The following is a 24981-nucleotide window of genomic DNA, read 5'->3' as shown; positions in this document are numbered from 1 at the left end:
ATTTGGTTATAAAAGGAACGATTTTAAGCCCGTGGTCTCTTGATTGCGGGCTTTTCATTTTCTCAGAAAGAAATCATCGGGATCATTTTTTGAAATCATCGGGATGATATTGAAAAATGATCCCGATGATTTGGATATAAAGATATGTACATGCGCGTACATTATATTATATATTGGAATATCCGCTTAAATATACCACTGTTGAGTGTTTTGTATAAGGAATCGACAATTTCGTACACACTATGTTGTTTTGTTGATAAGAAAGTATACTAAAAGAGAAAAAAACACAAGAAATGGATTGCAGATATAAAAACAATGCTTACTTTTGTTGGCAAGATTAGATGAATTACATCCCTTGGTATGTTTTGAGGTGAGGGATATTTTTAGATTAAAGAACTTATTTACTTAGTATTAATATAAATTATTTGAATTATGAACAAGAGATTTTCTACTCTTTTGGCCATTGCTCTGATGGCCGGTGGATTATCAGCAAGCGCACAGTACGCTCCAGGAAGTGAAATTGCGGCTAAATTGGCTCCTGCTGATAAGTACTATCACATTAAAAATGGTTCAAGTTATCTTGCTGCAGACAAGCGTGACGGAAAAGACAGTATTAAAGTCATGACTGTTGCTGCTGGTAACTTTACAGAGCCTTTATCTTTGGACTCTGCTATGTGGAAGCTGACTATTGAAGTTCAAAAGACAACAGGTGACTCTGTTTTTACTTTTGAAAATAAAGCTACTACTGCTAAATTGAATTTGCCGGCTAAAGCAGGTAATGCTATTGTAACAGACAAAGATCCTATTACAGAGTGGGGTTGGAAAACTACTGCTAACGGTTCTATTCAAGCTAAGATTGGTAGCGATATCTATTCAATGGATCTTGTTGGTAGTGTTGTAAAGATTCAGAAGAATGCATCTGCTACGAACTGGACAGCTACAGAAGTTGCTGATATCCAATTAACAGCAGAAGAATTGAATAATCAGAACAATGGTTATTTCAAGCTGGCATTTGGTAATGACTTGTCTGATAATGTATTCACAAAATACAAAATTAAAGCTGTTGATTTTACAGGTAGTAGTGCAGAAGGTAAATCTGCCGGAAATGCTGCTGCAAGCGATTCAATTATGCTTCAGGTTGTAGAAGGTCCTAAGTGGACAAACGAGAACTACTATGGAACAAAACTTGTAACAGATACATTATTTATCGTTGCAGATACAGTTCAACATAAGACACAAGGTGCAGCTACATGGGATGCTGGTGCAGGTTTTAAATTTGTATTAGACACCTTAGGACACTCGGCGTTTGGTTCTGCTGTTTATGGAACTGTAGCAGGTACACCTACTGATACAGTTGCTGCTGCTGGTCGTCCTTTAGCAACTTATTTGTTTGCAATTAAAGTGAATACAGGTCGTATTGCTGGTGACTCTTTGATTATCAAAGCTAATACGGCAGATTTAACTAATACTGCTACTACTACAGCAGATAAAACAGCTACGATAGAATCAAATGTAGCTTGGGGTTATCTGGGTAGTGCAGGTACAAAAGTGTTAACAACTTCTCCTGCTGCTAATATAGATGCTCTTCCTTATGTTACTTTAGGTTCTGGAACAAAGGCTGACATCGATGTAACAAAGTCATATTATGTACAAGTTGTGAAAGGTGCTGTTAAAGACAACAATAATAAATATTGGACAGCATTATTGACAGGATCAACTATTCAGTATTCAGATGAAATTTCAGATTTGATTCCTGCTACACAGTGGTCTGTTAAGAAAGATGGTGCCGGTCGTTATCAGTTCATTAATAGAGACAATAAGAATACAACTAATAACAATGCATTTGTTTATGCATTAGACGGTAACTATATCATGCAAAATGGTGATACAGTTAAATTGACAGCTATTAAAGATGAAGTTAAGGCTGACAAGTATCTTGGTTACAAACATTTTACAGCTGATGAATTAGCAAACCTTTCTGTTAAGTTGCAGGTTGTGACTCCTCTGGGTTCTAGCGCTTATGTATATGTTGCTTCCGGTGACAGTGCAGTAAATGCTAAAGATATGGAAGAAGCCGATGCCATGAAGTTCAAATTGGTTTCTGCCAATGGTGCAACAGACAATAAGTTTGGAGCTGACGATCTGCAACGTTCTGCTTATTTGTTGAAAGAACAGTTTGGCGACCAGAGAGTATTAGGTTATAACTGGCATGCTTCCAGCGCAAACGATCCTAAGACTTTCCGTATGATGAAGACAAACCAGACGGTAGACCAGGATTCAGTTGCAGTATTCTTCCGTGCCACAAAGAATGCCGGAGAATATGAATTGATTATGGCTAATGTTAATACTACTGCTCCTGTTAAATATGATGATTTAACAACATCAAAAGATTCTGTAGTATCATTTGCAAGTGCAGGTGTAATGGTTCCTGTAAAATATGGTTCAACAGTTGCCGGTTATTTCAAGATTGTAACTCCAGCAGCTCCTGATTATGTAAATGTGACAAAGAATTCATCTGCTCATATGCAGTTTACTTCTACAGAAAATACATCATTGATGATCGGTATGAACGATAAGTTTGAACCGGTATTGAAATCAGAATCAGAATTGGATGCAGCTTATTCATTGTTCGTAGATACAGCAAAAGTAACAGATCCAAAGAAACCGTTGTTCTACCTTATGACAACAGCCGGTTTGGAACTGAAGTCAGAAACATCTGGTGATGTAATGGCTAACTATCTGAATGTAAATAAAGATGGTAAGTTGGAATTCATCCTTGCAAAACAATATGGTTTGGCAAAAGATACATTGTTGGTTTACAACCGTAAGGATCTGGCTGCTGATCCTGATACAGTAAAGATGTCTGATAATAAAGCTGTATTTGCCTTCCGTGCAACTCCTACAGACGGTGAAATGTTGATTGAAGCAGCAAACGGTCAATGCATGAAACAGGATAATGGTAAATTAGTTCTTGTTGCTGCAGAAAATGCTCTTCCATTCACAACTAAGGCAGTTGATACTCCAACCGGCAACGAATCAACAGAAGCTAACACTATCAGTGTAGTAGCTGGCGAAGGTAACGTAACTGTTTACGGTGCTGCTGGTAAGGCTGTAACTGTATCTAACGTATTAGGTCAGAAGACTACAATAGTTGCAACTTCAGACAGTGAAGTGATTGCTGCTCCTCAGGGTGTTGTAATCGTAGCTGTAGAAGGCGAAGCTGCTGTTAAGGCTGTTGTAAAATAATTGAAAACTAAATAGGTTTATCCTATTCATAGATTCGCCCCACCGGTTTTCCGGTGGGGCTTTTCTGCTTGTGCATATAGCAAACCTTGCATCAATCCTCCTATTTGTTATAAGTCGCTAAATTGCTGTTAATGCAGCTCACATCGAGAACATTTTTGTAAAGCTTCTTGTTTAGAGGTTGATTGTATAAATAAAATCTATATGTATATGAACAAAAAATGTACACTTTTGGCTGCGGCTGCACTTATGGTTGCAGGCGTATTCACGGCTAATGCTGCTGTGCCTCCTGCCGAATGGACGGCCGGAAACTACTATTATTTACAAGATGGTAGTAACTATTTGGCATTGAGTGGAGACAAGGCTGACTCTGTGATTGTTAAGACTATTGATCTTGCAACTGCAACAAAAGCTTCGATTGACTCGGCATTATGGCAAATAACGAATGCGGGCACAACAATTGGCGGTACTGCTTATCAGTTTACCAATAAGGCAACCCAAGCCGTGTTGTCTTTTGCTGCTTCTGCAGATGCAGTGCCTAATTTGGCTGCTGGTATCGATAAGTGGTTATTTACAGATGGAGGTGCTATTAAAGCTTCTTACGGAAATAATCAGCTAATGGCGCTATATGTAAATGGTAGTGATTTAGAACTGTCTTCTACATCTACATCAAGCTTTACTGTTGCGCTTCCTCCTGCTTCTTTGAAGCTTAACGCCGAAGAATTAGGTAATGGCTTTTCTGTCTTTCAGTTGATGTTCGACGGTACTTATGGTGGTAACATTTTTGCAGGTCAGGAAATCTTAGCGAAAAACTTGTCTGCTGCAGGTGATGAAGGCTATATGACATTGCAATTGCAAAATGACCAGTCTTTCCCGGATGGTACTCCTAAATACTTTGGAGTGGATACAACAAAGACTGTTATAGCTGGAGCTACCGGTGTGTTCGGTGCAAACTTTGCATTGGATTCAACTTATGCTCAAAACAGTTTACATACAGTAGGTAATGCAGACTTCCAGAAGTTTAAATTTACAATTAACCTGAAGAATGATTCTTTGGCTATGTTTGTAAAAGATGCTCCTACTGTAAATGCAAGTCCTATTGGAATATTAGGCGATTCTGCACGTGTTGTGTATGCAAGTGTTGGTTCTACAAAAGTGTTGACTGTCGCTAACTTGGTGGCAACTACGCCTGCTCCTGCACAAGGAACAGCACCTATGATTACTGTTAAAAGAGGTACGCCTTCTACTATTCCTACAGGAACAGGTGTTTACTATCTGAAGAGTGCCGGTCTGAATACTGCAGGTGAGTATTGGGTATCTACTTCTGCTTCTGTTCCTATGATGTCTGCCGATTCTTTGTCTGCATTCCAGGCTAAAGGACAGTGGTATGTATTGGAGAACAATGGTAAATATAGTGTTGGTAGCCGTTATGATGGTACCGATTTCGGAATGAACAAAGAAATCTTCCCGGTACAAGGTATGGCTAATACATATACTATTTCAGGCAGAACCGACTCTATCACATTCGTATATCAGAAAGATATAAACTTTGATGATAAATTCTTAGGTGTTCGTCATTTTACAGTTTCCGAAATTGCAGATAACGGATATCAGTTAAGTGCTGTTGCCGGTTTGGGTGTTGGTAATTTGCCGGTATTTGCAGCAGATTCTATGTTGCGTGCTAAAGCAGGCAGCTCAGAAACTCCAATTGCATTTAAAGTTGCTATTGTACAGGATTCTATACCTAATGTAGGTGAAAATACGGGTGCAACCAGCTTAGGTGATAAGTTGTATACGGCTACTTATAAATTGGCTCAGCAGTTTACTAACGATTCTGTAGCCAACAATGTAGAACCTAACAATACAGGTTTGGTACTGACTTCTACAGCAGGTAAAGCCCTTACATTTACATTTGTAACCGCTTTGGAAGGTGGCAAGTATAAATTGACTACAGGCGCTGATTTCGTATCTTTGGATATCAACAATGCAAATCTGATTTTGTCTGATAAGGTTGCATACTTTGACTTTACTGCCGTAGATGCTCCCGAATATGCTTCATTTGGAAACAACCATAAGCAAATTGGTACAAATGGAAAATATCTGACAATGAATCCGCTGAATTTCTATGCCGAAGTTAAGAACGAAGGCCAGGAAATCTTAAAGGCTGATTATAGTGCCGATAACTTTAGTTTGTGGGTTGAAAAAGCAGACACGGTAATACCTGGTAAGAGCCTGTATTATGTTTCTTCTGCTTTGCATGCTCCGGAAACTGCAACTGCAGACGCAGCTACCCGCTACTATCTGGTTTCATTGCGCGATTCCAATAAGACATTTGTTAATAACAATGTAACTTATTACCGTGCAGGCTTTATAACAAGTGATACAATTAAGACTATGGCCGACAGTCCTGCTTTGTTTGCTTTCAAGACCGCTTCTGATGGTGGTTATCTGTTAGAAAATCAGAGGGAACTGAATCGTACGCTTAGCGGTGGTAATGATTTCCATACTCCGTATGTGGGCGTAGTTAATAATGTAGTTGTAATGTCTAACGTAGGTGCTCCGTTTACTGTGGATAATACATCTGCTCCTACCGGAAATGAAGATGTTGCGGTTTCTGAAATCGTGATTACCGGCGGTACGGATAATGTTACAATTTACAATGCAACAGGCAAGAAGGTTACTTTGACTAATATTTTAGGTCAGGTTATCGCTACTGTAACAGCTACTTCCGACAATTTCACCCTGCCTGCAGGAAAGGGTATCGTAGTTGTATCTGTTGAAGGCGGAAACGCTCAGAAAGTAATCGTGAGATAAGTTACCTGTCTCTATAAAATAGTAGAGCCGTATGGAAGCCCTTCGGGAGCTTGCCATACGGCTCTTTTTATGAACAGTTATTCAGATGCCTACCTTTTTTTATTCGGATGCTTACCAAATTTGTTTCAGATGCTAACTTTATATCAATACGGTCTGCATTTATCTGCAAAGGTTTACGATTTATCCAGCTTGTTCTTTAGGTAGCTCATGCGTTTGTTTGCTTTTTCCGTTTCTTTACGCATGTTCTCAATGTCACTTAATACGGTAGCCAGATTATAAGTCTCCACGATGGCTTTCTTGTCTCCATCAGCTATATAGATGACGTATGGCTTTCCTCCCGTATAATCTACTTTGATCCGTTCTTTTTCATTTGTAAAGATGAATTTTACAGCATCGATGCCATTATCGCCTTTATAAGTAACTACTTCCGTTGTATTGCCCAGATCCTGGAAACGGTAGTTTACTCCGCCATCGTATGGTATTGAAGCTGTTTCTGCAAACATACCGTCTTTAGTACTGAGCTTAATCCCGGTATGTTCTATCGGGCGGCTGCCGAAATAGACGCTTGCCAGATACATTTCGCCTTTTTCGTTTACACCGCAACGGATATAACAACGTTTCAAGTTACGTTCTATCGTTTGCTGTTTCCATATATAGTTGCCTATTTCTTCGTAGACACTGTCTTTCTCGAAAGTGAATTTTTTGGCCAGGCTGTCGGCTTCGTGTTGTTTGACAGGCATCATGCTGTCGCAGAAAGCAAGCGTGCGTTCGGCCTCTTTATATTCGACCCGGCGCATTAATGCGAGACTTTCTTTTAGTATTTTATATTCTTTGGGATAGTTGGCGCGTATGCTGTCTATTTCGTTCTTGGCAGAGAACAATTCGTTACGTTCGTACATGGCACGTGCTTTATCCAAATGGGCTTGTGCTTTTTTTTCCGTATCGTTACATCCTGCTAAAGTGAGAGCAGCTAGTGCTATGCAAATGGCTGTCTTTTTCATTTGTAATTCTCCTTTTGATTTTATTTCAAGTTGCAAACTTACAGAAAATATGTCTGATTATTTAATTATCTTTGTACCATTTTATTGACATATATGTATATAGAGCAAGAAGATATATTGAAACATATTTCGGCAAAACCGTTCCGCATTATTTCGGAAGCGGCCGATGAATTAGGTGTCGAAGCGTATGTAATAGGTGGTTATGTGAGAGATATTTATCTGAACCGCACGTCTAAAGATATAGATGTCGTTGCTGTTGGCAGCGGAATAGAACTGGCAAAGAGTGTTGCAAAAAAGTTAGGACGCGGGGCGCACTTGTCCGTGTTTAAGAATTTCGGGACAGCCCAGGTTAAATGCGGCGATTTGGAATTGGAATTTGTTGGTGCACGGAAAGAATCATATAGCCATGACAGCCGTAAACCGGTAGTGGAAGACGGGACACTGGAAGACGACCAGAATAGACGCGACTTTACGATTAATGCTTTAGCCCTTTGTCTGAATAAAGACCGGTATGGAGAGCTGGTTGATCCTTTCGGAGGACTGGATGATATGGACGACTTAACTATCCGTACGCCACTCGACCCGGACATCACCTTTAGCGACGATCCGTTGCGGATGATGCGTGCCGTACGTTTTGCTACTCAACTGGGCTTCTTTATTTATCCCGATACATTTGATGCTATTATACGTAATAAAGACAGGATTTCGATAATCTCGAAAGAACGTATAGTGGATGAACTGAATAAGATAGTGCTCTCCCCAAAGCCTTCCATCGGCTTCGACCTGCTTGACAAGTGCGGGCTTTTGCCTCTTATCTTTCCTGAACTATGTGCCTTAAAGGGAGTGGAGACAAAAGAAGGCATCGGACATAAAGACAATTTTGCACATACCTTAATGGTGCTGGACAGATTAAGTAAGACCACGGATAATTTATGGTTGCGATGGAGTGCCATCTTCCATGACATAGCTAAGCCGGCAACAAAGCGGTTCGACAATCGTTTGGGCTGGACGTTCCACAACCATAATTTTATAGGCGAACGTATGATTCCGGGTATTTTCAGGAAAATGAAGCTTCCGATGAATGAGAAGATGAAGTATGTCCAGAAAATGGTTAGCCTGCATATGCGTCCTATTGCCTTGGCGGACGACGAGGTGACCGATTCTGCTATCCGCCGTTTGCTTTTTGATGCCGGCGACGATATTGATGATTTAATGAAGCTGTGTGAAGCCGATATAACGAGCAAAAATCCTGAGAAAGTACGCCGCTTCCTGGCAAACTTCCGGTTGGTAAGGGAGAAACTTGCAGAAATAGAAGAGAAAGACCGTGTTCGTAATTTCCAGCCGCCGGTATCGGGCGAAGAGATCATGAATACCTTTGGACTTCCGCCTTCGCAGCCGGTAGGAGTGATTAAGGAGGCTATAAAGAATGCTATCCTGGATGGTATTATCCCTAACGAGTACGAAGCCGCCCGTTTATTCATGTTGGAAAGGGCTGAAAAGATGGGGCTTATGCCGCACTAACAGCAACGGAGCGTGTCAAAAAAACATTACCGGATACAGCGAAATACTCCGGATGTTCCCTTGCTATGTAATGGCTTTAGCCTGGTTTTAGTTACCGTCCGCTTCAGCGGACGGCCTAAAGTATGTTCTCTTTGTTGGCTTTAGCCTAAGTTCGGTTGCCGTCTACTTTAGTGGACGGATTAAGGGATGTACATTTTTTGTTGGCTTTAGCCAAATTTCTTTCAGGTTGGGCTAAAGCCCTTGAAAGAGGGGAATCTACCGCCTCCGTCGGTTTCAACCGACGGCAATTGAAACCAGGCTAAAGCCATTTTCTATCTGCTAATCAGATATCCCGCACGCAGCGAACACAGTGGTTGTTGCTCGTGCCGCTCCAACCGAAATTGCCATTACTGAAGTACAGTCCGCAACGTCCGTCGGCGTTGCCATTGTAGACCGAACTACTCCAGTAGTAAGAGCTGATGAATGCAGCGAAGCCGGATACGGACTCTAGTTTAGACTTATTCTGATACATGGCGAACAACTCGATCTGAGTAGGAAGACGCCAACCGCTACCCAAAGCTGTACACTGAACCTTGACATTGCCATTATCGTAACGATAAGTACCCGAAGGCTGAGTTTTAGACACCTCGATGGAATAAGGAGTACTTATAGTAGCAGTAGAAGATACACCCTTATAATCAGAACCCGTTGTACCGGAAACCGCACCACCATCATAATTGAATGGAGGATAAGTTGTAAGGTTAGGCTTAGCAGCCTTGTAAGCATCGGCTACGGACTGGGTGATGGTGACTCCATTTGGCGGTACTAATGTACCCCGCACACAGCGGACATAATAACTATTGTTGTCCGTGCTGGCGTATCTGTAACTATCATTACTAAAGACCAGTACGCAACGAATGCCGGTACTACCACTGCAGACCGAACTACTCCAGTACCAATTGCCGATGAACGCAGCGCAACCGGCGCTTTGGAGGGATGGCCTATTATCATATATTCCTTTTGACTCTATTATTGTAGGAATACGCCAACCGCTACCCTTACCTTTACAATAATCAATAGCGGCAGCGTAATTAGATGTAGTAGTACCACGTTCTGTCTTCTCAACCTCTATTGAATAAGGCGTATTTAAAGTAGCGGTAGAAGAAACGCCCATATAATCGGAGCCAAGAGTACCCGTAACTGTACCACCATCGTAATTAAAAGGTGGATAATTAGTTAAATTACTTCCTATCCAAGCTTTATATGTATTGGCCAACGCTTGATTAATCGGTACCCACACAGAAGCCACGCTGTGCCATATCCGGGGATCATCATTCTTATAATATAGGTTGCCACTACTATTTGTTACATAGCTTCTAATAAATTCAAGTGAATTGTTGATGTTTACCGTCAGCGTGTAGTTGGTGTGTCGGCGTAACGAGAAGTCTTCCACACTGCCGCTTTTGCCCATAAAGACGTCGAAGTGGCATGTGTAGGCATCGTCTGTCGCCAGGGTTTTGCTTCCTGTCAGCGTTACCCTCGCAGCATTGGGTGCTTTCAGCCTGTTTCTTTCGGTAGCGTTAGTGGCCGAGTAGCCGGATTGTACGTTTTCTCCTACATACCAGGTTACGGTGTTTGCATTTACGGAGGTGGAGTTTTCTATGCCAATAGGGTTTGTGTTGTTTCCTGTTCTGTCGTAGTTGTTTTTTGTTCCNAAAAAAAAAAAAAAGAAAAAAAAAAAAAAAAAGAAGAAAAAAAAAAAAAAAAAAAAAAAAAAAAAAGAAAAAAAAAAAGAAGAAAACGCATAAGATCGTCGGCAGCGTCAGAAGAGTATAAGAGACAGGTTGGTTGCCTCTAAAAAGGGAGAATATGAAGAGAAATTCTCCGTTAAATATGACATATCTTTCTCTATCCAAAAACCGAGTACCGACACGGTTGCGGCCGATATGGAAAACAATCCGTTCCGTGATAAGAATGGTAAATTATTGTTCCGTCCGGGCGGACATGGTGCATTGATTGAGAATCTGAATGATGTGGAGGCCGATGTTGTATTTATTAAAAACATAGATAATGTAGTTCCGGATAGTTTTAAATGCTCTACTGTTATTTGGAAAAAAGTTATTGCAGGCGTATTGGTTTCTCTGCAGGAAAAGATATTTAATTATCTGAATCTGATTGAAAGCGGTAAATATAACCATAGTCAGATCGAAGAGATGATTTATTTCTTGCAAAACGATTTATGTATTAAGAATCATGATATAAAATTGCTTGAGGATGCAGAACTTGTATTATATATCCGTAGTAAATTGCTACGTCCGTTGCGTGTCTGCGGAATGGTGAAAAATGTAGGCGAACCAGGCGGAGGTCCGTTCCTTGCCGTTAATCCTGACGGAACAGTTTCTTTGCAAGTCCTGGAAAGCTCCCAGATTGATATGACTGATCCTGCTAAGAAAGCAATGTTTGAGAAAGGGACGCATTTTAACCCTGTTGATTTGGTTTGTGCCGTGAAGAATTATAAAGGCGAAAAATATAATTTGCCTGATTATGTGGATAAGAATACCGGTTTTATATCTTATAAAAGTAAAGACGGGCGTGATCTGAAAGCTTTGGAATTGCCCGGTTTATGGAATGGTGCTATGAGCGATTGGAATACAGTTTTTGTAGAGGTGCCTATCGAAACATTTAATCCGGTGAAGACTGTGAACGATTTATTACGCAGAGAACATCAATAAGAATTATCCCGATCTTTTTTGAAAACCATCCCGATGATTTTACAAAATCATCGGGATGGTTTGTTTTCCGGTTAACGATCTGCTTTCTTCTTGCATAATGACAAAGTGATTTATACTGTTTTTCATAGTAGCCGGGAGATGGTAATAAAACTATATCCCATTGTAAAAAAAGTTATTAAACCTGATTAAGTCTGATTCTTTTCAAAATATAGGCTTACCTTTGTCAATGTTTTTTCAAAAAAATGAGTGTAAAACAGTTGTAAAAAGGATATAGACGATGAAAATACGAAGTGTAATTGCATGCTTTCTTTTGTGTTTGCCTCTATTGTCGTGTATACAAAGTGAGGCTCCGAATGCCGAAGCCGATATACTTACTTGTTCGGTGCCGGGCAATGTTCTGAAGGCAGAACCGGAAATAGAGAATGAAAGTATAACTCTCATTGTTAGAAGTGATGCAGATATAACCAAATTATCCCCTGAGTTTACTTTGACCCCTGGTGCAACAATTAGTCCGGCCAGCGGAACGACTTTTGATTTTACGACTCCGCGTACGTATGTTGTAACTTCGGAAGATAGAAACTGGAATAAGACATATGTTGTACGTTGTATAGTTTCGGGAATTAGTACCGATTATCATTTTGAGACGATTACTTTGGAACCTAAAAATGAGCGTTTCCAGATATTCTATGATCTTTCATCAAGTGGTGATGCTGTAAATTGGGGAAGTGCGAATGCCGGTTATGCTTTAACCGGTGTGCCAAAAAGCCCGACGGATTATCCTACCAGCCAGTTTGCGGACGGATATGTTGGCAAATGTGCAAAACTTGTGACATGTAGTACAGGTAGTCTGGGCAGTTTAGTCGGAATGTATATTGCAGCCGGTAATTTATTTATAGGAACATTTGATGCGTCGTCTGCATTAACAAATGCATTAAAAGCAACTCGTTTTGGCAGACCTTTTGAACATGTTCCTACCTATTTAAGCGGGTATTATAAGTATAAACCGGGGGAAGAATTTACTTCTAAAGGAAAACCGGTTCCGGGAAAGGAAGACCAGTGTGATATTTATGCCATTTTTTATGAAACGGATGAAAATGTCCGCTATCTGGACGGCACGAATGCACTTACCAGTCCCAATCTGATTTCTGTTGCCCGGATTTCAAATCAGCAGGCAACCGATGAGTGGACTCATTTCTATATTCCTTTTGTGGCACGCCCGGGCAAGGTTGTGGATAAAGAAAAGCTGAAAAACGGAGGCTACCAGCTGGCTGTTGTATTTTCTTCCAGCATACGGGGAGATTACTTTGAAGGGGCTGTAGGCAGTACCCTATATATTGATGAGGTAGAGGTGATTCATTCTGAAAACGAATAAAAGGAAGTATGATGAAAAAACATATATCTGCAATTTGTGTATTGATGCTACTGTTTGCTGCAACGGTAAACGCGCAGGTCGAGAGAAACGAAGGCATTATATGGTCTTCTCTCCGGGGATTAGAATATGAGGTGAAAGCCGGTTTTAACATTGGCGGTACTGCTCCGGTTCCGTTACCTCGTGAAATACGTTCTATAGACGGCTATAAACCTACTCTTTGCCTGTCGGTTGAAGGCAATGTTATAAAATGGTTCGGCGTAGAGAAAAAGTGGGGAATGATTTTGGGGCTCCGCGTTGAAAACAAAGGTATGGAAACAAAGGCTACAGTGAAGAATTATAGTATGGAAATCATAGGGACCGGAGGTGAAAAACTGAAAGGAAACTGGACGGGAGGTGTGCAAACTAAAGTACGTAATACCTATTTCAGTATCCCGGTACTTGCTTCTTACAAACTGAATAACAGAATGAGTTTTTCTGCAGGTCCGTATGTTTCTTTCCTGACAAACGGCGACTTCTCCGGGTATGTTTATGATGGTTATTTACGTGAAATTAATCCGACCGGAACAAAAGTTGAGTTTAAAGATGACAACCGTGCTTCGTATGATTTTTCAGATAATCTGAGAACCTTCCAATGTGGGGTACAAGTTGGTACGAAATGGAGAGCATTTAAGCATCTTGATGTTTGTGCCGATCTGACCTGGGGATTGAGTGATATATTCCAGAAAGATTTCGATACGGTAACTTTTGCTATGTATCCTATTTATTTGAATGTAGGATTTGGTTACGCTTTCTGATATTTTCATAACTTTGTACATACCATAGAAAAATATATTATTATGAGTAACAGACGTGATTTTTTGAAGAATGCATCCCTTTTTACTGCTGCAGGACTATTGGCAGGTAAAGCCGGATCTATGTATGCAGCCACTACTCCGGCTCCTGTAGTTGCCGCAAAGAAAAAGATAGGTTTACAAATATATTCCCTTGCCGGAGAATTGTATGAAGACCTTCCTAAACGTTTGAAGGAAGTAAAAGAAATGGGTTATACCGATCTTGAACTTGCCGGATATAATAAAGGGAAAATAGGGGATGTAGACATGATGGAATTTAAAAAGATGACAGAAGATGCCGGTCTTAAAATCATCAGTTCTCATGTAAATCCTCCTACAAGGGAGTATACAAAAGAAAATATGTCTCAAATCCTGGAGTATTGGAAACCTACTGCCGAAGACCATGTAAAGCTGGGTTGTAAATATCTGATTCAACCTATGATGCCTAAATGTGCATCCCATGAAGATGCCGCATTGATTTGTGATATATTTAATAAAGGTGGCGAAATTGTAAAAGCTGCAGGTCTTCCGTTTGGCTATCATAATCATAATATGGAATTTCAGCGTGTGGTTAAACCCGGGGAACGTAAGGGAGATGGCTTTTGGGATAGATCGGGCGATGTCATTTATGATTTGTTCCTTGCAGGGACTGATCCTTCTTTGGTATTTTTTGAGATGGATGTTTACTGGACGGTTATGGGACAAAATGATCCGGTGGAATATATGAAGAAATATGCTGACCGCATTAAGGTTCTGCATATTAAAGACCGTGCTGTGCTGGGTCAGAGTGGTATGATGAATTTTGAAATGATCTTTAAGCAGATGTACGCAAATGGTATTCAGGATTATTTTGTTGAACTGGAACACATGCCGGACGGACGTACACAATTTGCCGGGGTGAAAGATTGTGCCGCTTATCTTAAAAAGGCTCCTTTTGTAAAATGACATATTAAAAATAAAACTGAAACAGGCTGCCTCGAAAAGAGGCAGCCTGTTTCAGTTTGTAGGATATAGAGATTATATTCTTGGTTTCAACAAGCATTATCCACAATCTGCAAATAAAAATAGGCTGAGTATATCTGTCGTAGTACTTTTGTTTCATAAGCTTGCAAGTAAGTATTAATTTATAAAAAGAATTATTATGGCACAAATGCAGATTAACGGTACAGTATTAGCTACATCAGCAGTTCTTGCCGCTTGGATTAATGGGAACACTAACGTACAGGCTACTGTTGGTAAAAGTTCGAAAGATGAGATAAAAACCGGACATTTAGATAGCGTTTTTGCAACGTTGCAGTCAAAGAATGACACAAAGAATCTAGAGGGAACTAGATACAAGTATGGTACAGAGACTATTTTCCACATATCGAATAATACAGTTACGTTATTCTATTATTGTTCGGATAGAACAAATTTTACTTTTACGATTTTAGCAGTTGGAATCCATCGCAAGAGTTATCATTTATATTGGCGTGATCCAAATATGGTTTCTCCACGTTCCAATTTTCCAACAGGAATGGATATCACGTTATAACTTTTCAATTACGAAGAACTTTATTGATTACTATTAGTTAAATTGGAAATTAGACAGCGCGTAATACCGTTTGGTCCGAGAGGATAGAACGGTATTCTTTTTATGTTTACGCTAAGGCTTAATTAATTATAGATTTATCGTGGAGCATATCGGACTCGAACCGATCACCTTTAGACTGCCAGTCTAACGCTCTAGCCAGATGAGCTAATGCCCCGGTTATCATTTTCTGAGTGCAAATATAGATGTTTTCCTGATATATCCGTTATCTTTGTGTGATAAATTTAATAGATAAATGATTGTTTATAATACAACTTTTCATATAGAGAGGGATATTCACGAAGAAGGCCTGAAGTATCTTAAGGAAAATTATATTCCGAAGGCTACGGCTAGTGGGTTTCTGCAAGCTCCAAGTTTGCGTCGTATTATGCAGACTGCCGAAGATGAAGGGTTTAGTTATTCGGTGCAATTCTTTGTGAAGAATATCGATACATTAAACTATTGGTTGGAAAAAGAAGGAAGTGGGCTCCATACGGCGTTGGTCAATCGGTTCGGTCATAAAATTGCAGGTTTTAGTACATTGCTGGAAGATATAGATTGGGAAAGATGACGAAAGACCGCATTATATTAGGTATAGACCCCGGTACTATTGTTATGGGATACGGCGTATTGAAAATTGAAGGTAATAAGCCAAGCATGGAGGCGATGGGTGTTTTGCAATTGGATAAATTTGAAGATCATTATCTTCGTCTTCGTAAAATATTCGAGCGTGTTCTCGGATTGATAGATCAATATCATCCGGATGAGTTGGCCATCGAGGCGCCTTTCTTTGGAAAGAACGTACAGAGCATGCTGAAGCTCGGACGTGCTCAGGGAGTCGCAATGGCTGCTGCTCTGGAACGGGACATTCCTATCTTTGAGTATGCACCCCTGAAGATAAAGATGTCTATTACAGGCAATGGTAATGCAGCAAAGGAACAAGTAGCCGGTATGTTGCAACGCTTTTTGCATATTCCTCAGGAATCGATGCTTCCGCAGATGGATGCAACAGACGGATTGGCGGCGGCCGTTTGTCATTATTTCCAGACCAACAGGCCGGCCCAGGAGAAGAAATATACGGGTTGGAAAGATTTCATTGCAAAGAACCCCGGTAAAGTAAGAGATTGATGTAGATAGAATGACTAATGTAAATAAAATGAACTTAAATCTGTGTTAATGAAAAAGCTTAAAGAACTAGTTGTGTTGGTTGTCTTGTTTGGGACAACAATTCTCAGTTGCGATTCTCCGCACAAAACAGTTACCATGGAATCTCTTTTGGACGAGATGGTTTCCATGGAAGAATTATCGCTTTATCCTGATCCGTATTATACCTGTAGTCAGGTAAGCAGTTATGACCGGCGTTCCGTATCTCCTTCCGATCCTGGGTGGTTTGCCAATAACGACGGCTTCGGTATAGAACGGACTGATACGATAGAGGGACGAATCGAAAAGGTTATGTTTGACGAAAAAGGTCCTGGAGTAATCACCCGTATCTGGATTACAACGTTGAATAAACGCGGGACTTGGCGCTTTTACTTTGATGGAGCAACAGAGCCCGGATGGATTATCCCGGCCTATGACCTAATGCAAATCAATATCCCAGACGTTGTTCCCGGCCTGGTTCAGGCACATACCAGTTATGAACCCGAAGGAAAGGGTGGAAACACATCCTTTTTGCCAATCCCATATTCCGAAAGTTGTAAGATTACATTTGAAGATGAGCCGGGTGTAGATCCTACTCCTAAATATTACGGTATTAACTACCGAACCTATCCGGCAGGAACGAAGGTGGAAACCTTTTCGGCCGAAGTGTTGCAACGGGTAGCCGATAAGATTGCGGAAGTAAACAAACAACTTCAGAATCCGGTTGCCAAACGAGGAACTATACTGGAAGAACAGAAACGATTGTCGGCTTCCGAAGCTACCAGTATTACACTCCCTCAGGGCGAGAACGCAGTTTATGATGTCACCTTTACGATAGGAATAGCAGACACGGCGCAGTTTGCCCAACTCATGCGTGAAATTATCTTCAGTGCCGAGTTTGACGGAAAACAAACTGTTTGGGTTCCTTTGAGCGACTTTTCGGGCGGAGGTATGGGTGCTCCTGCCGTCAATTGCTGGTATTTGTATTCTGATGGAAAGGGAAAGATCGTGAGCCGCTGGCTGATGCCGTATAAAGAAAACGGAACGTTGAAACTACAAAATATCTCTTCCTCAGACGTAGATGCTAAGATGGAAGTAAACATCCTGCCACTGGCTTGGGACAAAGATCGTTCGTTATACTTCCATGCTTCATGGTGGCAAGACACCGGAATCTATATTCATAATAATCCTGACGAGGCTGCCAAGTGTGCCGACTGGAATTTTGCCACGATTCAAGGTAAAGGCGTATATAAAGGTGACCTGCTATCTCTATTCAACCATGCTCCCCGCTGGTACGGCGAAGGCGATGAAAAGATATGGGTAGACAACGATACATTCCCTTCTCACTTTGGTACAGGCACGGAAGACTATTACAACAGCTCATGGGCTCCGGTTTATCCTTTCTACACGCCATTTGGCGGAGCTCCCAGAGCCGATCTGCCCAGTTCGCATGCCTACAATGCTTTTCTGCGTACCCGCAATCTGGATGGTATACCGTTTAAGGAGAAGTTCAGGTTTGATATAGAGATGTTGGGTTGGGACAGCGGCTATGTAGACTATGCCACCACCATTTACTGGTATGGCGATTATAATGCCCAGGCGCAAGGTACTTCCGGCGAAGACCAAGCAAAGCGCATTTTACCTCCGCCTGTAACAGAATAGGATACTGTTCTTTTCAGAAGCCAAAGCCGCCGTGATCTTCTTTTACGGCGGCTTTCTTTTTTCCTTTTATATAAAGAAAGGTATCAAAAACAAAGCTACCGACAGAGTAACCTTCCCTGCCGATAGCTTTTATAAAAGTGTGTTTATATGATTCTCTATACCACGCCTTGTGCCATCATAGCCTTGGCTACCTTCATGAAGCCTGCAATGTTTGCTCCTTTTACGTAATTGATATATTTTCCGTCTTTACCGTGGGCTACACATTGATTATGGATATCACTCATTATCTGGTGCAAACGTGCGTCTACTTCGGCCGCTGTCCAGGAGATATGCATTGCGTTCTGCGTCATTTCCAAGCCCGAAGTGGCAACACCTCCGGCGTTAACCGCCTTGCCGGGAGCAAAGAGTTGTTTATGTTCAATGAACAAATCTACAGCATCGGCAGTACATCCCATGTTGGAAACTTCGGCAACGCAAAGTGTCTTGTTGGCAATTAACTTGCGTGCATCTTCGGCATCCAGTTCATTCTGGGTAGCGCAAGGTAGTGCAATGTCAACTTTCTGTTCCCAGGGCTTTTTATCCGGATAGAATGTAGAACCGGGGAATTGCTCTGCATATGGAGCTACAATGTCATTCCCGGAATTACGAAGTTCGAGCATATATTCGATCTTTTCACCCGAGATGCCTGCAGGGTCGTATATATATCCGTCAGGACCAGATATGGTTACCACTTTACCTCCCAGTTCGGTAGCTTTGGTAGCGGCACCCCATGCCACATTTCCAAAACCGGAAATGGCAATGGTTTTTCCTTTTATATCTATTCCATGTGTTTCTAACATCTGATGAACGAAGTATAAGGCTCCAAAGCCGGTTGCTTCCGGGCGGAGTATAGAGCCTCCGAATTCCATGCCTTTACCTGTAAAGGTTCCGGTGTTTTCGCGTGCCAGCTTTTTGTACATACCGTACATATAGCCTACCTCACGTCCGCCTACTCCTATATCTCCGGCAGGAACATCGCGGTCAGGTCCCAGGTTGCGCCATAATTCTAAGATGAACGCCTGGCAGAAGCGCATGATTTCTGCATCGCTCTTACCTCTTGGCGCGAAATCTGAACCTCCTTTGCCGCCCCCCATAGGAAGTGTGGTCAATGCATTCTTAAATGTTTGTTCGAATCCTAAGAATTTAAGGATGGACAAATTTACAGACGGATGAAAACGAATACCTCCTTTATACGGGCCGATGGCGTTGTTGAATTGTACGCGGTAACCTAAGTTTACCTGTATTTCGCCCTTATCGTCTACCCAGGGCACACGGAAGGTAAAGATACGGTCTGGTTCAACCAGTCTTTCAATGATTTTAGCCTTTTCAAATTCAGGGTGCTGGTTGTAGACTTCTTCGATGGACAGAAGAACTTCTTTTACTGCTTGTAAATACTCTTTTTCTCCCGGATGCTTTGCTTCCAGTGCCGATAAGATTAATTCAGTCTTCATAGTATATATCTTTTTTAAGATTACATTCTGTATGCAAATGTAAAGAATGCTCCGGAATAACAATGCGTTTTTGGTGACTTTTTGATAGTGATTTATATGTTATTGGTGCATGTTTTTGAGTGAATACGGGTGAATATCGGTTTGTATGGGGTGTATGCGCTGACATTTTATCAGTAGGATTCTTTTGAAAGAATATGTGGGGCTGATTTGTTTTATCGGGTTAAAACTTTTATTTTCCGTATGGTAACACTATATTCTTGTCCTGATGAAAAAAGACAAAGCATTGTATCTTTTTTTCGTCAGGCATGCTATTCGGGCACAATATTCGGTATGTTTACGGATTTTTCTTTACTTTTGGCTGCATATAATTCTTACAGTATTAAGATATGAGCGGTATACCGGACTTTAAAGATCTTGTGTTTAAAGACACATCTTTTGCTAATCTGATGAATAAGCGTATATATAACGTATTGCTTATTGCTACTAAATATGATGCCTTCATGCTGGAGGATGATGGGCGGGTTGACGAACAAATATTCAATGAATATACTTCGTTGAGTTTACGCTATCCTCCCCGTTTTACTCAGGTAACTACGGAAGCCGAAGCTCTGGCCGAGTTAAGTAATCGTAACTTCGAGTTGATTATCTGTATGCCTAATATGGATAATCGCGATATATTTGCTGCAGCAAAAGAGATAAAGATCCATTATCCTAATATTCCGATCGTAGTTCTTACTCCTTTTTCGAAAGAAGTATCCAAACGCATGGCACAAGAAGACTTGAGAGCGATAGACTATGTGTTTAGCTGGTTGGGTAATTCGGAATTACTTCTTGCAATTATTAAATTGATAGAGGATAAGATGAATGCTCCTGATGATACGGCAGTTGGTGTGCAGATCATCATGTTGGTTGAAGATTCGGTTCGTTTTTATTCGTCTGCGTTGCCTCACTTATATAAGTTTGTATTGGAACAGAGCCAAATGTTTGCCAAAGAAGCTCTGAATGGACACCAACGTACGTTGCGTATGCGTGGCCGTCCTAAAATAAAACTGGCACGTACGTATGAAGAGGCCGTGCGTATATTTAATCAATACCGGGATAATATATTAGGAATCATATCGGATATGAGCTTTATGCACGACGGGGTAAAAGATCCGTATGCCGGTTACAAATTTGGCCAGTATGTAAGAAAAACAGGAATGATTATTCCTTTTGTTCTTGAATCGTCCGAGGCAAGTAATTCTGTGTATGCCAGGGAACTGGGGGCTTCTTTTATCGACAAAAATTCAAAGAGCTATCCGCAGGATTTGAGAAAGAAGATTATGCAGCGCTTCGGTTTTGGCGACTTTGTTATTCTCGATCCCCAAACGAAGGAAGAGATCATGCGTATCACCGACCTGAAAGATTTGCAGCGTAAGGTATTCCAGATACCTGATGATTCATTGGTTTATCATCTTTCGCGTAATCATTTCTCCCGTTTCTTCTATTCAAGGGCTATGTTTCCTCCTGCTGAGGTATTGAAGCATGTAGACGTGAGTGATTATAAAGATATGGACGAAGCTCGCAAGTTGATATTCGACTTGATTGTGCAGTATCGTCGCATGAAGAACTCCGGTGTTGTGGCTATCTATCAGAAAGACCGTTTTGATGAGTATAGTAATTTTGCCCGTATCGGTGACGGTTCGCTGGGAGGAAAGGGTAGAGGACTGGCTTTTATTGGGGCTATGGTGAAGCGTTATCCTAAATTAGAGTACGAAAACTTTTTTGTGACGATTCCGAAAACGGTAGTCATCTGTACCGACATCTTCGACGAGTTTATGGAGACAAACGAATTGTATCCGGTAGCTCTTAGTGATGTTGACGACGAAACAATTTTAAAATATTTCCTTCGTGCCAGCCTGCCTTCACGCCTGATAGAAGACCTGATGGCTTTTTACGACGTGGTAAAAGGACCTATTGCCGTCCGTTCATCCAGCCTGTTAGAAGATTCTCACTATCAACCGTTCGCCGGTATTTATTCTACCTACATGGTTCCGAAGGTAGAAGATCAGTATGAGATGTTGCGTACGTTAAGTGATGCAATAAAGGCTGTTTATGCTTCCGTATTCTATCGTGACAGTAAAGCGTATATGACTGCAACATCCAATCTGATAGATCAGGAGAAGATGGCTATTGTATTGCAAGAGGTTGTTGGTAGCCGGTATAATGATCACTTCTATCCGACTCTTTCTGGTGTAGCCCGTTCGCTAAACTTCTATCCGATAGGTAATGAGAAGGCCGAGGACGGTATAGCTAACGTGGCGCTAGGCTTGGGGAAATATATTGTAGACGGAGGAATAACGTTGCGTTTTTCTCCGCGTCATCCGCACAATATCTTACAGATGAGTACGATGGATTTTGCATTGCGTGAGACGCAGACTCGTTTTTATGCACTCGACTTAAAGAATCTGGCGGAGAATTTTTCAGTAGACGATGCTTTCAATCTTTTGAAACTGAGCTTGAAAGAAGCCGACGCAGACGGTGCCTTAAAATACATTGTCTCTACATATGATCCGTACGATCAGATTATCCGTGACGGATATTATCCGGGAGGCCGTAAGATCGTATCATTTGTGAATATACTTCAGCATGATGTATTTCCCCTGGCTGAAACGCTTGATAAGTTGTTGCATATCGGACAAGATGAAATGGGTCGCCCTATAGAGATTGAATTTGCCGTTAATATTGATCCGAACGATAGTAGCAGGGCTACTTTCTATCTGTTACAGGTTCGTCCTATTGTGGATAATAAGGAAATTATGGATGAGGATCTTACGGTTGTAAACAATGAAGATACGATTTTGTCGTCTACAAGTGTTTTGGGACATGGCATTGTGAATGATGTACAAGATATAATTTATGTGAAGACAGGAGCATTTAATTCGTCGAATAATCAGTTAATTGCTTATGAAATAGAAAAAATGAACCGTCAGTTCGCAGAACAGGAAAAGAATTATGTCCTGGTTGGACCGGGGCGTTGGGGCAGTAGTGATTCATGGTTGGGAATTCCGGTAAAGTGGCCTCATATCAGTAATGCCCGTGTCATTGTAGAATGCGGGCTTGAAAATTACCGGATCGATCCGAGTCAGGGAACCCATTTCTTCCAGAACCTGACTTCATTTGGTGTTGGTTATTTTACAATCAATCCATTCAAAGGTGACGGATGGTTTGACGAAGACTTCCTCAATGCTCAACCGGCGGTTGAGGAGACAGAGTACCTTCGCCATGTCTGCTTTGATAATCCTATAGTCATAAAGATGGATGGTAAGAAAAGTCTGGGAGTAGTGATGAAACCGTAAGGATATTGGAAACCGGCTTATTTGCCGGTTATCCATTTTTCTGCTTTTTCCAGAGTATCCGGCTTACCTATATCTAACAGACGAAGATTTTCCATTTCATATGCGTGGATGTTTGTTTTGGCACAGATTGACAGATAAAAGTTGATGATTGAAAACTTGCCTGTCCATTCTTCCATCCATTCAAATATTTGGGGAGACACAACATGAACACCACTGAATGCATATTCATTATACTGCTTCGGGTCAAAGTCGGGATAATAAGATTTTACTTCTCCCGTATCATGATTACGCCATCCGCAAAGCTTGTTTTCCTTATTAAAAAGAAGATATCGGGAAGTATTTCTTTTGCTTACCAATAACGTTGCTAAAGGATTAGTTTCTAGGTGTTTGTTGTATAAATGGCGTAAATCGACATTAGATAATATATCTACATTATGGATTAAGAACGGTTCGTTTCCTTGCAAGAAACGGGCGGCTTTTTTTATTCCTCCGCCAGTATCGAGCAGATAATCGCGTTCATCGGATATATTTATCCGGATGCCAAAGTTATTGTTGGCTTCCAGAAAGTCCAGTATCTGTTGTCCGTGATGGTGGATATTAATAACGATTTGATGAAACCCGGCATCTTTTAGCTTCTGTATCACATGTTCCAACATAGGCTTTCCTCCGGTGGGGAGTAGAGCTTTTGGGGTAGTATCTGTCAATGGTTTGAGCCTTGTACCCAAACCGGCAGCAAAAATCATTGCTTTCATATTGTTGCGTCAAAGATTTGTTCAATATTCTGTTCTCTGTGTGTAAGATGTATTTTTACTCCGAATTTGGAACTGAGATGTTCGGCCAAATGTTGTGCTGAATATACTGAGCGGTGTTGTCCTCCGGTACATCCGAAACATACCATCAGGTTGGTGAATCCCCGGTCTAAGTAGCGTTTTACGGAAGCGTCCACCATTGTATATGCGTGTTCAAGAAATTCAGTAATTTCTCCATCGTTTTCCAGAAAGTTGATTACTGGTTCGTCCAATCCTGTAAAATGGTTGTAACGTTCATATTTTCCAGGGTTATTAATGGCGCGGCAATCAAATACAAAACCTCCACCATTGCCGGTTGGATCATTCGGTATTCCTTTTTTATAGGCAAAACTTACAATCTTAACTTCAAGTGTGCGTTTCTGCAAATCGTCGGAGAACTGTTTCAGGTTGGTTAGTTCTCTTAATACGGAACTGAGGTATGGATATTCGGGATAATCTTCGCGTAACAGCTGACGCAGGTTATCGATAGCAAACGGTACACTCTGGATGAAATGAGGCTTTTTTTCAAAATAACCTCTAAAACCGTATGCTCCCAATACTTGTAGTGTACGGAAAAGGACAAAATGCCGTAGCTGACTGAAGAAGTACTTTTCATCTACGGGAATGTATTTGCGTAAAGCTTGTATGTAATCGTTCAGCAGTTCATTTCTCAGGTCTTCCGGAAATTTGGCTTTTGCCTGCCATAGGAAAGAAGCTACGTCATAATAAACGGGCCCTTTGCGTCCACCTTGGAAGTCGATAAACCAGGGTTCTCCCTCTTTTATCATAACATTACGAGACTGAAAATCCCGGTACATAAAGGTTGCAGAAGAACTTCGAAGTAATACGTCGCTCATTTTTAAGAAATCGTCTTCAAGCCGGTCTTCCTGAAATTCCATTCCGGTAGCTTTCAGAAAACAATATTTGAAATAATTCAGATCCCAAAGAATGGAACGCTTGTTGAATTCCGGTTGAGGGTAACATTTTGAGAAGTCGAATCCTTCAGCTCCTGCAAATTGAATAGAGGGTAATATCGTAATGGTTTTTCTTAGTAAACTACGTTCGCATTCGTCGAATACGCTGCTCTTTCTCCCTTTTTCAATGGCATTGAACAATAAAGTGTCTCCTAAATCTTCTTGAAGATAATAGGTTTTGTTTTCCGACCAGCAGCATACATTAGGAACAGGCAATCCTTTTTTTCGGAAATGATCGGCCATGTATATGAACGAGCTATTTTCTTCTTGTGATGTTCCGCTTACTCCAATTAAAGTTTTAATTCCTGTTAGTCTGAAATATCGGCGGTTAGAACCGGAAGAAGGTAATTCTGTAATCTCATTTGCTTCATGTCCGGTATAAGTGTAGTAGAGTCTTTTTAGTGCTTCTGTTACCATATCTCTTAAATTATGGCACTAAGGTACTATTTAATTGAGAACTGGGAATTGAAAATCGGAAATTTCTATTTGCGTGGGACTTCAAACCTGCTTTTTCTAACTCGAAC

General features: G+C 41.0%; 16 protein-coding genes, 1 tRNA gene and 1 pseudogene. 12 read left to right on the top strand and 6 right to left on the bottom strand.

Annotated features, from left to right (window positions below):
• The first annotated feature begins 432 nt into the window (after positions 1–432).
• Entirely contained in the window at positions 433–3246 is a 2814-nt protein-coding gene (locus CTY47_RS17570; RefSeq protein WP_099464202.1) for a DUF6383 domain-containing protein, read from the top strand.
• Between the two features lie 207 nt (positions 3247–3453).
• Positions 3454–6057 (top strand): DUF6383 domain-containing protein, encoded by a 2604-nt coding sequence (locus CTY47_RS07350; RefSeq protein ID WP_099464838.1) that lies wholly within the window; start codon positions 3454–3456, stop codon positions 6055–6057.
• A 173-nt stretch (positions 6058–6230) separates the two neighbouring features.
• Here CTY47_RS07350 and CTY47_RS07345 read toward each other — a convergent pair whose 3' ends face one another.
• Positions 6231–7058 (bottom strand): hypothetical protein, encoded by an 828-nt coding sequence (locus tag CTY47_RS07345; protein WP_099464201.1) that lies wholly within the window; start codon positions 7056–7058, stop codon positions 6231–6233.
• A 93-nt stretch (positions 7059–7151) separates the two neighbouring features.
• Between CTY47_RS07345 and CTY47_RS07340 the strand changes: the two genes are divergently transcribed.
• Positions 7152–8579 (top strand): CCA tRNA nucleotidyltransferase, encoded by a 1428-nt coding sequence (locus CTY47_RS07340; RefSeq protein WP_099464200.1) that lies wholly within the window; start codon positions 7152–7154, stop codon positions 8577–8579.
• 322 nt (positions 8580–8901) lie between these two features.
• On the opposite strand, the gene CTY47_RS07335 is transcribed toward CTY47_RS07340, so the two are convergent.
• Positions 8902–10029 carry an Lcl domain-containing protein gene (locus tag CTY47_RS07335; RefSeq protein WP_099464199.1) on the bottom strand — a complete coding sequence of 376 codons (1128 nt, stop codon included), beginning with the start codon at positions 10027–10029 and terminating at the stop codon, positions 8902–8904.
• A gap of 373 nt (positions 10030–10402) precedes the next feature.
• Between CTY47_RS07335 and CTY47_RS07330 the strand changes: the two are divergent.
• The 5 genes and pseudogenes from CTY47_RS07330 to CTY47_RS07310 form a co-directional block, all read left to right on the top strand.
• Positions 10403–11290 (top strand): annotated as a pseudogene (locus CTY47_RS07330) (DUF4301 family protein); the annotation flags it as partial.
• Positions 11291–11567: 277 nt separating this feature from the next.
• Positions 11568–12662: a PCMD domain-containing protein gene (locus CTY47_RS07325; protein WP_099464198.1), complete on the top strand. Its 1095-nt coding sequence runs from the start codon at positions 11568–11570 to the stop codon at positions 12660–12662.
• A gap of 11 nt (positions 12663–12673) precedes the next feature.
• Positions 12674–13456, top strand: a complete 783-nt coding sequence (locus tag CTY47_RS07320; protein WP_099464837.1) for a porin family protein — start codon at positions 12674–12676, stop codon at positions 13454–13456.
• A gap of 42 nt (positions 13457–13498) precedes the next feature.
• A complete protein-coding gene (locus CTY47_RS07315; RefSeq protein ID WP_099464197.1) occupies positions 13499–14437 on the top strand; it encodes a sugar phosphate isomerase/epimerase family protein in 939 nt (312 codons plus the stop codon).
• Between the two features lie 196 nt (positions 14438–14633).
• On the top strand, positions 14634–15026 hold the full coding sequence (locus CTY47_RS07310; RefSeq protein ID WP_099464196.1) for a hypothetical protein: 393 nt from the start codon (positions 14634–14636) through the stop codon (positions 15024–15026).
• Positions 15027–15166: 140 nt separating this feature from the next.
• On the opposite strand, the gene CTY47_RS07305 is transcribed toward CTY47_RS07310, so the two are convergent.
• Positions 15167–15240, bottom strand: a tRNA-Ala gene (locus tag CTY47_RS07305).
• Positions 15241–15318: 78 nt separating this feature from the next.
• Here CTY47_RS07305 and CTY47_RS07300 point away from each other — a divergent pair.
• Genes CTY47_RS07300 through CTY47_RS07290 form a run of 3 tightly spaced genes read left to right on the top strand, consistent with a single transcriptional unit; the run spans position 15319 to position 17867 of the window.
• Entirely contained in the window at positions 15319–15633 is a 315-nt protein-coding gene (locus CTY47_RS07300) for a DUF4286 family protein (RefSeq protein ID WP_099464195.1), read from the top strand.
• Entirely contained in the window at positions 15630–16190 is a 561-nt protein-coding gene (ruvC, locus tag CTY47_RS07295) for a crossover junction endodeoxyribonuclease RuvC (protein ID WP_099464194.1), read from the top strand. The genes CTY47_RS07300 and ruvC overlap by 4 nt, the downstream gene beginning before the upstream one ends.
• A 48-nt stretch (positions 16191–16238) precedes the next feature.
• Positions 16239–17867: a glycoside hydrolase family 172 protein gene (locus CTY47_RS07290; RefSeq protein ID WP_099464193.1), complete on the top strand. Its 1629-nt coding sequence runs from the start codon at positions 16239–16241 to the stop codon at positions 17865–17867.
• Between the two features lie 155 nt (positions 17868–18022).
• On the opposite strand, the gene gdhA is transcribed toward CTY47_RS07290, so the two are convergent.
• Positions 18023–19357, bottom strand: coding sequence for an NADP-specific glutamate dehydrogenase (gene gdhA / locus CTY47_RS07285; protein ID WP_099464192.1), 1335 nt, complete (start codon positions 19355–19357; stop codon positions 18023–18025).
• Between the two features lie 386 nt (positions 19358–19743).
• Here gdhA and CTY47_RS07280 point away from each other — a divergent pair, with 386 nt between their 5' ends.
• Entirely contained in the window at positions 19744–22695 is a 2952-nt protein-coding gene (locus CTY47_RS07280) for a PEP/pyruvate-binding domain-containing protein (protein WP_099464191.1), read from the top strand.
• A gap of 17 nt (positions 22696–22712) precedes the next feature.
• On the opposite strand, the gene CTY47_RS07275 is transcribed toward CTY47_RS07280, so the two are convergent.
• Complete coding sequence (locus tag CTY47_RS07275; RefSeq protein ID WP_099464190.1) at positions 22713–23447, bottom strand: nucleotidyltransferase family protein; 735 nt, start codon at positions 23445–23447, stop codon at positions 22713–22715.
• Positions 23444–24874 (bottom strand): RapZ C-terminal domain-containing protein, encoded by a 1431-nt coding sequence (locus CTY47_RS07270; protein ID WP_099464189.1) that lies wholly within the window; start codon positions 24872–24874, stop codon positions 23444–23446. Before CTY47_RS07270 ends, CTY47_RS07275 begins: the two co-directional genes overlap by 4 nt.
• Positions 24875–24981 lie beyond the last annotated feature (107 nt).

This window comes from Parabacteroides provencensis, from assembly GCF_900232875.1.
GTDB lineage: Bacteria > Bacteroidota > Bacteroidia > Bacteroidales > Tannerellaceae > Parabacteroides > Parabacteroides chinchillae.
The sequence above is the reverse complement of the archived record's forward strand: the minus strand, read 5'-3'. Positions and strand labels throughout refer to the sequence as shown.

Excerpts from the sequence above, each read along its gene's own strand:
- CTY47_RS07325 (WP_099464198.1), top strand. The coding sequence starts at position 11,568 with ATGAAAATACGAAGTGTAATTGCATGCTTTCTTTTGTGTTTGCCTCTA.
- CTY47_RS07275 (WP_099464190.1), bottom strand. The coding sequence starts at position 23,447 with ATGAAAGCAATGATTTTTGCTGCCGGTTTGGGTACAAGGCTCAAACCA.
- CTY47_RS07335 (WP_099464199.1), bottom strand. The coding sequence starts at position 10,029 with ATGGGCAAAAGCGGCAGTGTGGAAGACTTCTCGTTACGCCGACACACC.
- CTY47_RS07310 (WP_099464196.1), top strand. The coding sequence starts at position 14,634 with ATGGCACAAATGCAGATTAACGGTACAGTATTAGCTACATCAGCAGTT.
- CTY47_RS07270 (WP_099464189.1), bottom strand. The coding sequence starts at position 24,874 with ATGGTAACAGAAGCACTAAAAAGACTCTACTACACTTATACCGGACAT.
- gdhA (WP_099464192.1), bottom strand. The coding sequence starts at position 19,357 with ATGAAGACTGAATTAATCTTATCGGCACTGGAAGCAAAGCATCCGGGA.
- CTY47_RS07340 (WP_099464200.1), top strand. The coding sequence starts at position 7,152 with ATGTATATAGAGCAAGAAGATATATTGAAACATATTTCGGCAAAACCG.
- CTY47_RS07315 (WP_099464197.1), top strand. The coding sequence starts at position 13,499 with ATGAGTAACAGACGTGATTTTTTGAAGAATGCATCCCTTTTTACTGCT.
- CTY47_RS07290 (WP_099464193.1), top strand. The coding sequence starts at position 16,239 with ATGAAAAAGCTTAAAGAACTAGTTGTGTTGGTTGTCTTGTTTGGGACA.
- CTY47_RS07300 (WP_099464195.1), top strand. The coding sequence starts at position 15,319 with ATGATTGTTTATAATACAACTTTTCATATAGAGAGGGATATTCACGAA.
- CTY47_RS07350 (WP_099464838.1), top strand. The coding sequence starts at position 3,454 with ATGAACAAAAAATGTACACTTTTGGCTGCGGCTGCACTTATGGTTGCA.
- CTY47_RS07345 (WP_099464201.1), bottom strand. The coding sequence starts at position 7,058 with ATGAAAAAGACAGCCATTTGCATAGCACTAGCTGCTCTCACTTTAGCA.
- CTY47_RS07280 (WP_099464191.1), top strand. The coding sequence starts at position 19,744 with ATGAGCGGTATACCGGACTTTAAAGATCTTGTGTTTAAAGACACATCT.
- ruvC (WP_099464194.1), top strand. The coding sequence starts at position 15,630 with ATGACGAAAGACCGCATTATATTAGGTATAGACCCCGGTACTATTGTT.
- CTY47_RS07320 (WP_099464837.1), top strand. The coding sequence starts at position 12,674 with ATGAAAAAACATATATCTGCAATTTGTGTATTGATGCTACTGTTTGCT.
- CTY47_RS17570 (WP_099464202.1), top strand. The coding sequence starts at position 433 with ATGAACAAGAGATTTTCTACTCTTTTGGCCATTGCTCTGATGGCCGGT.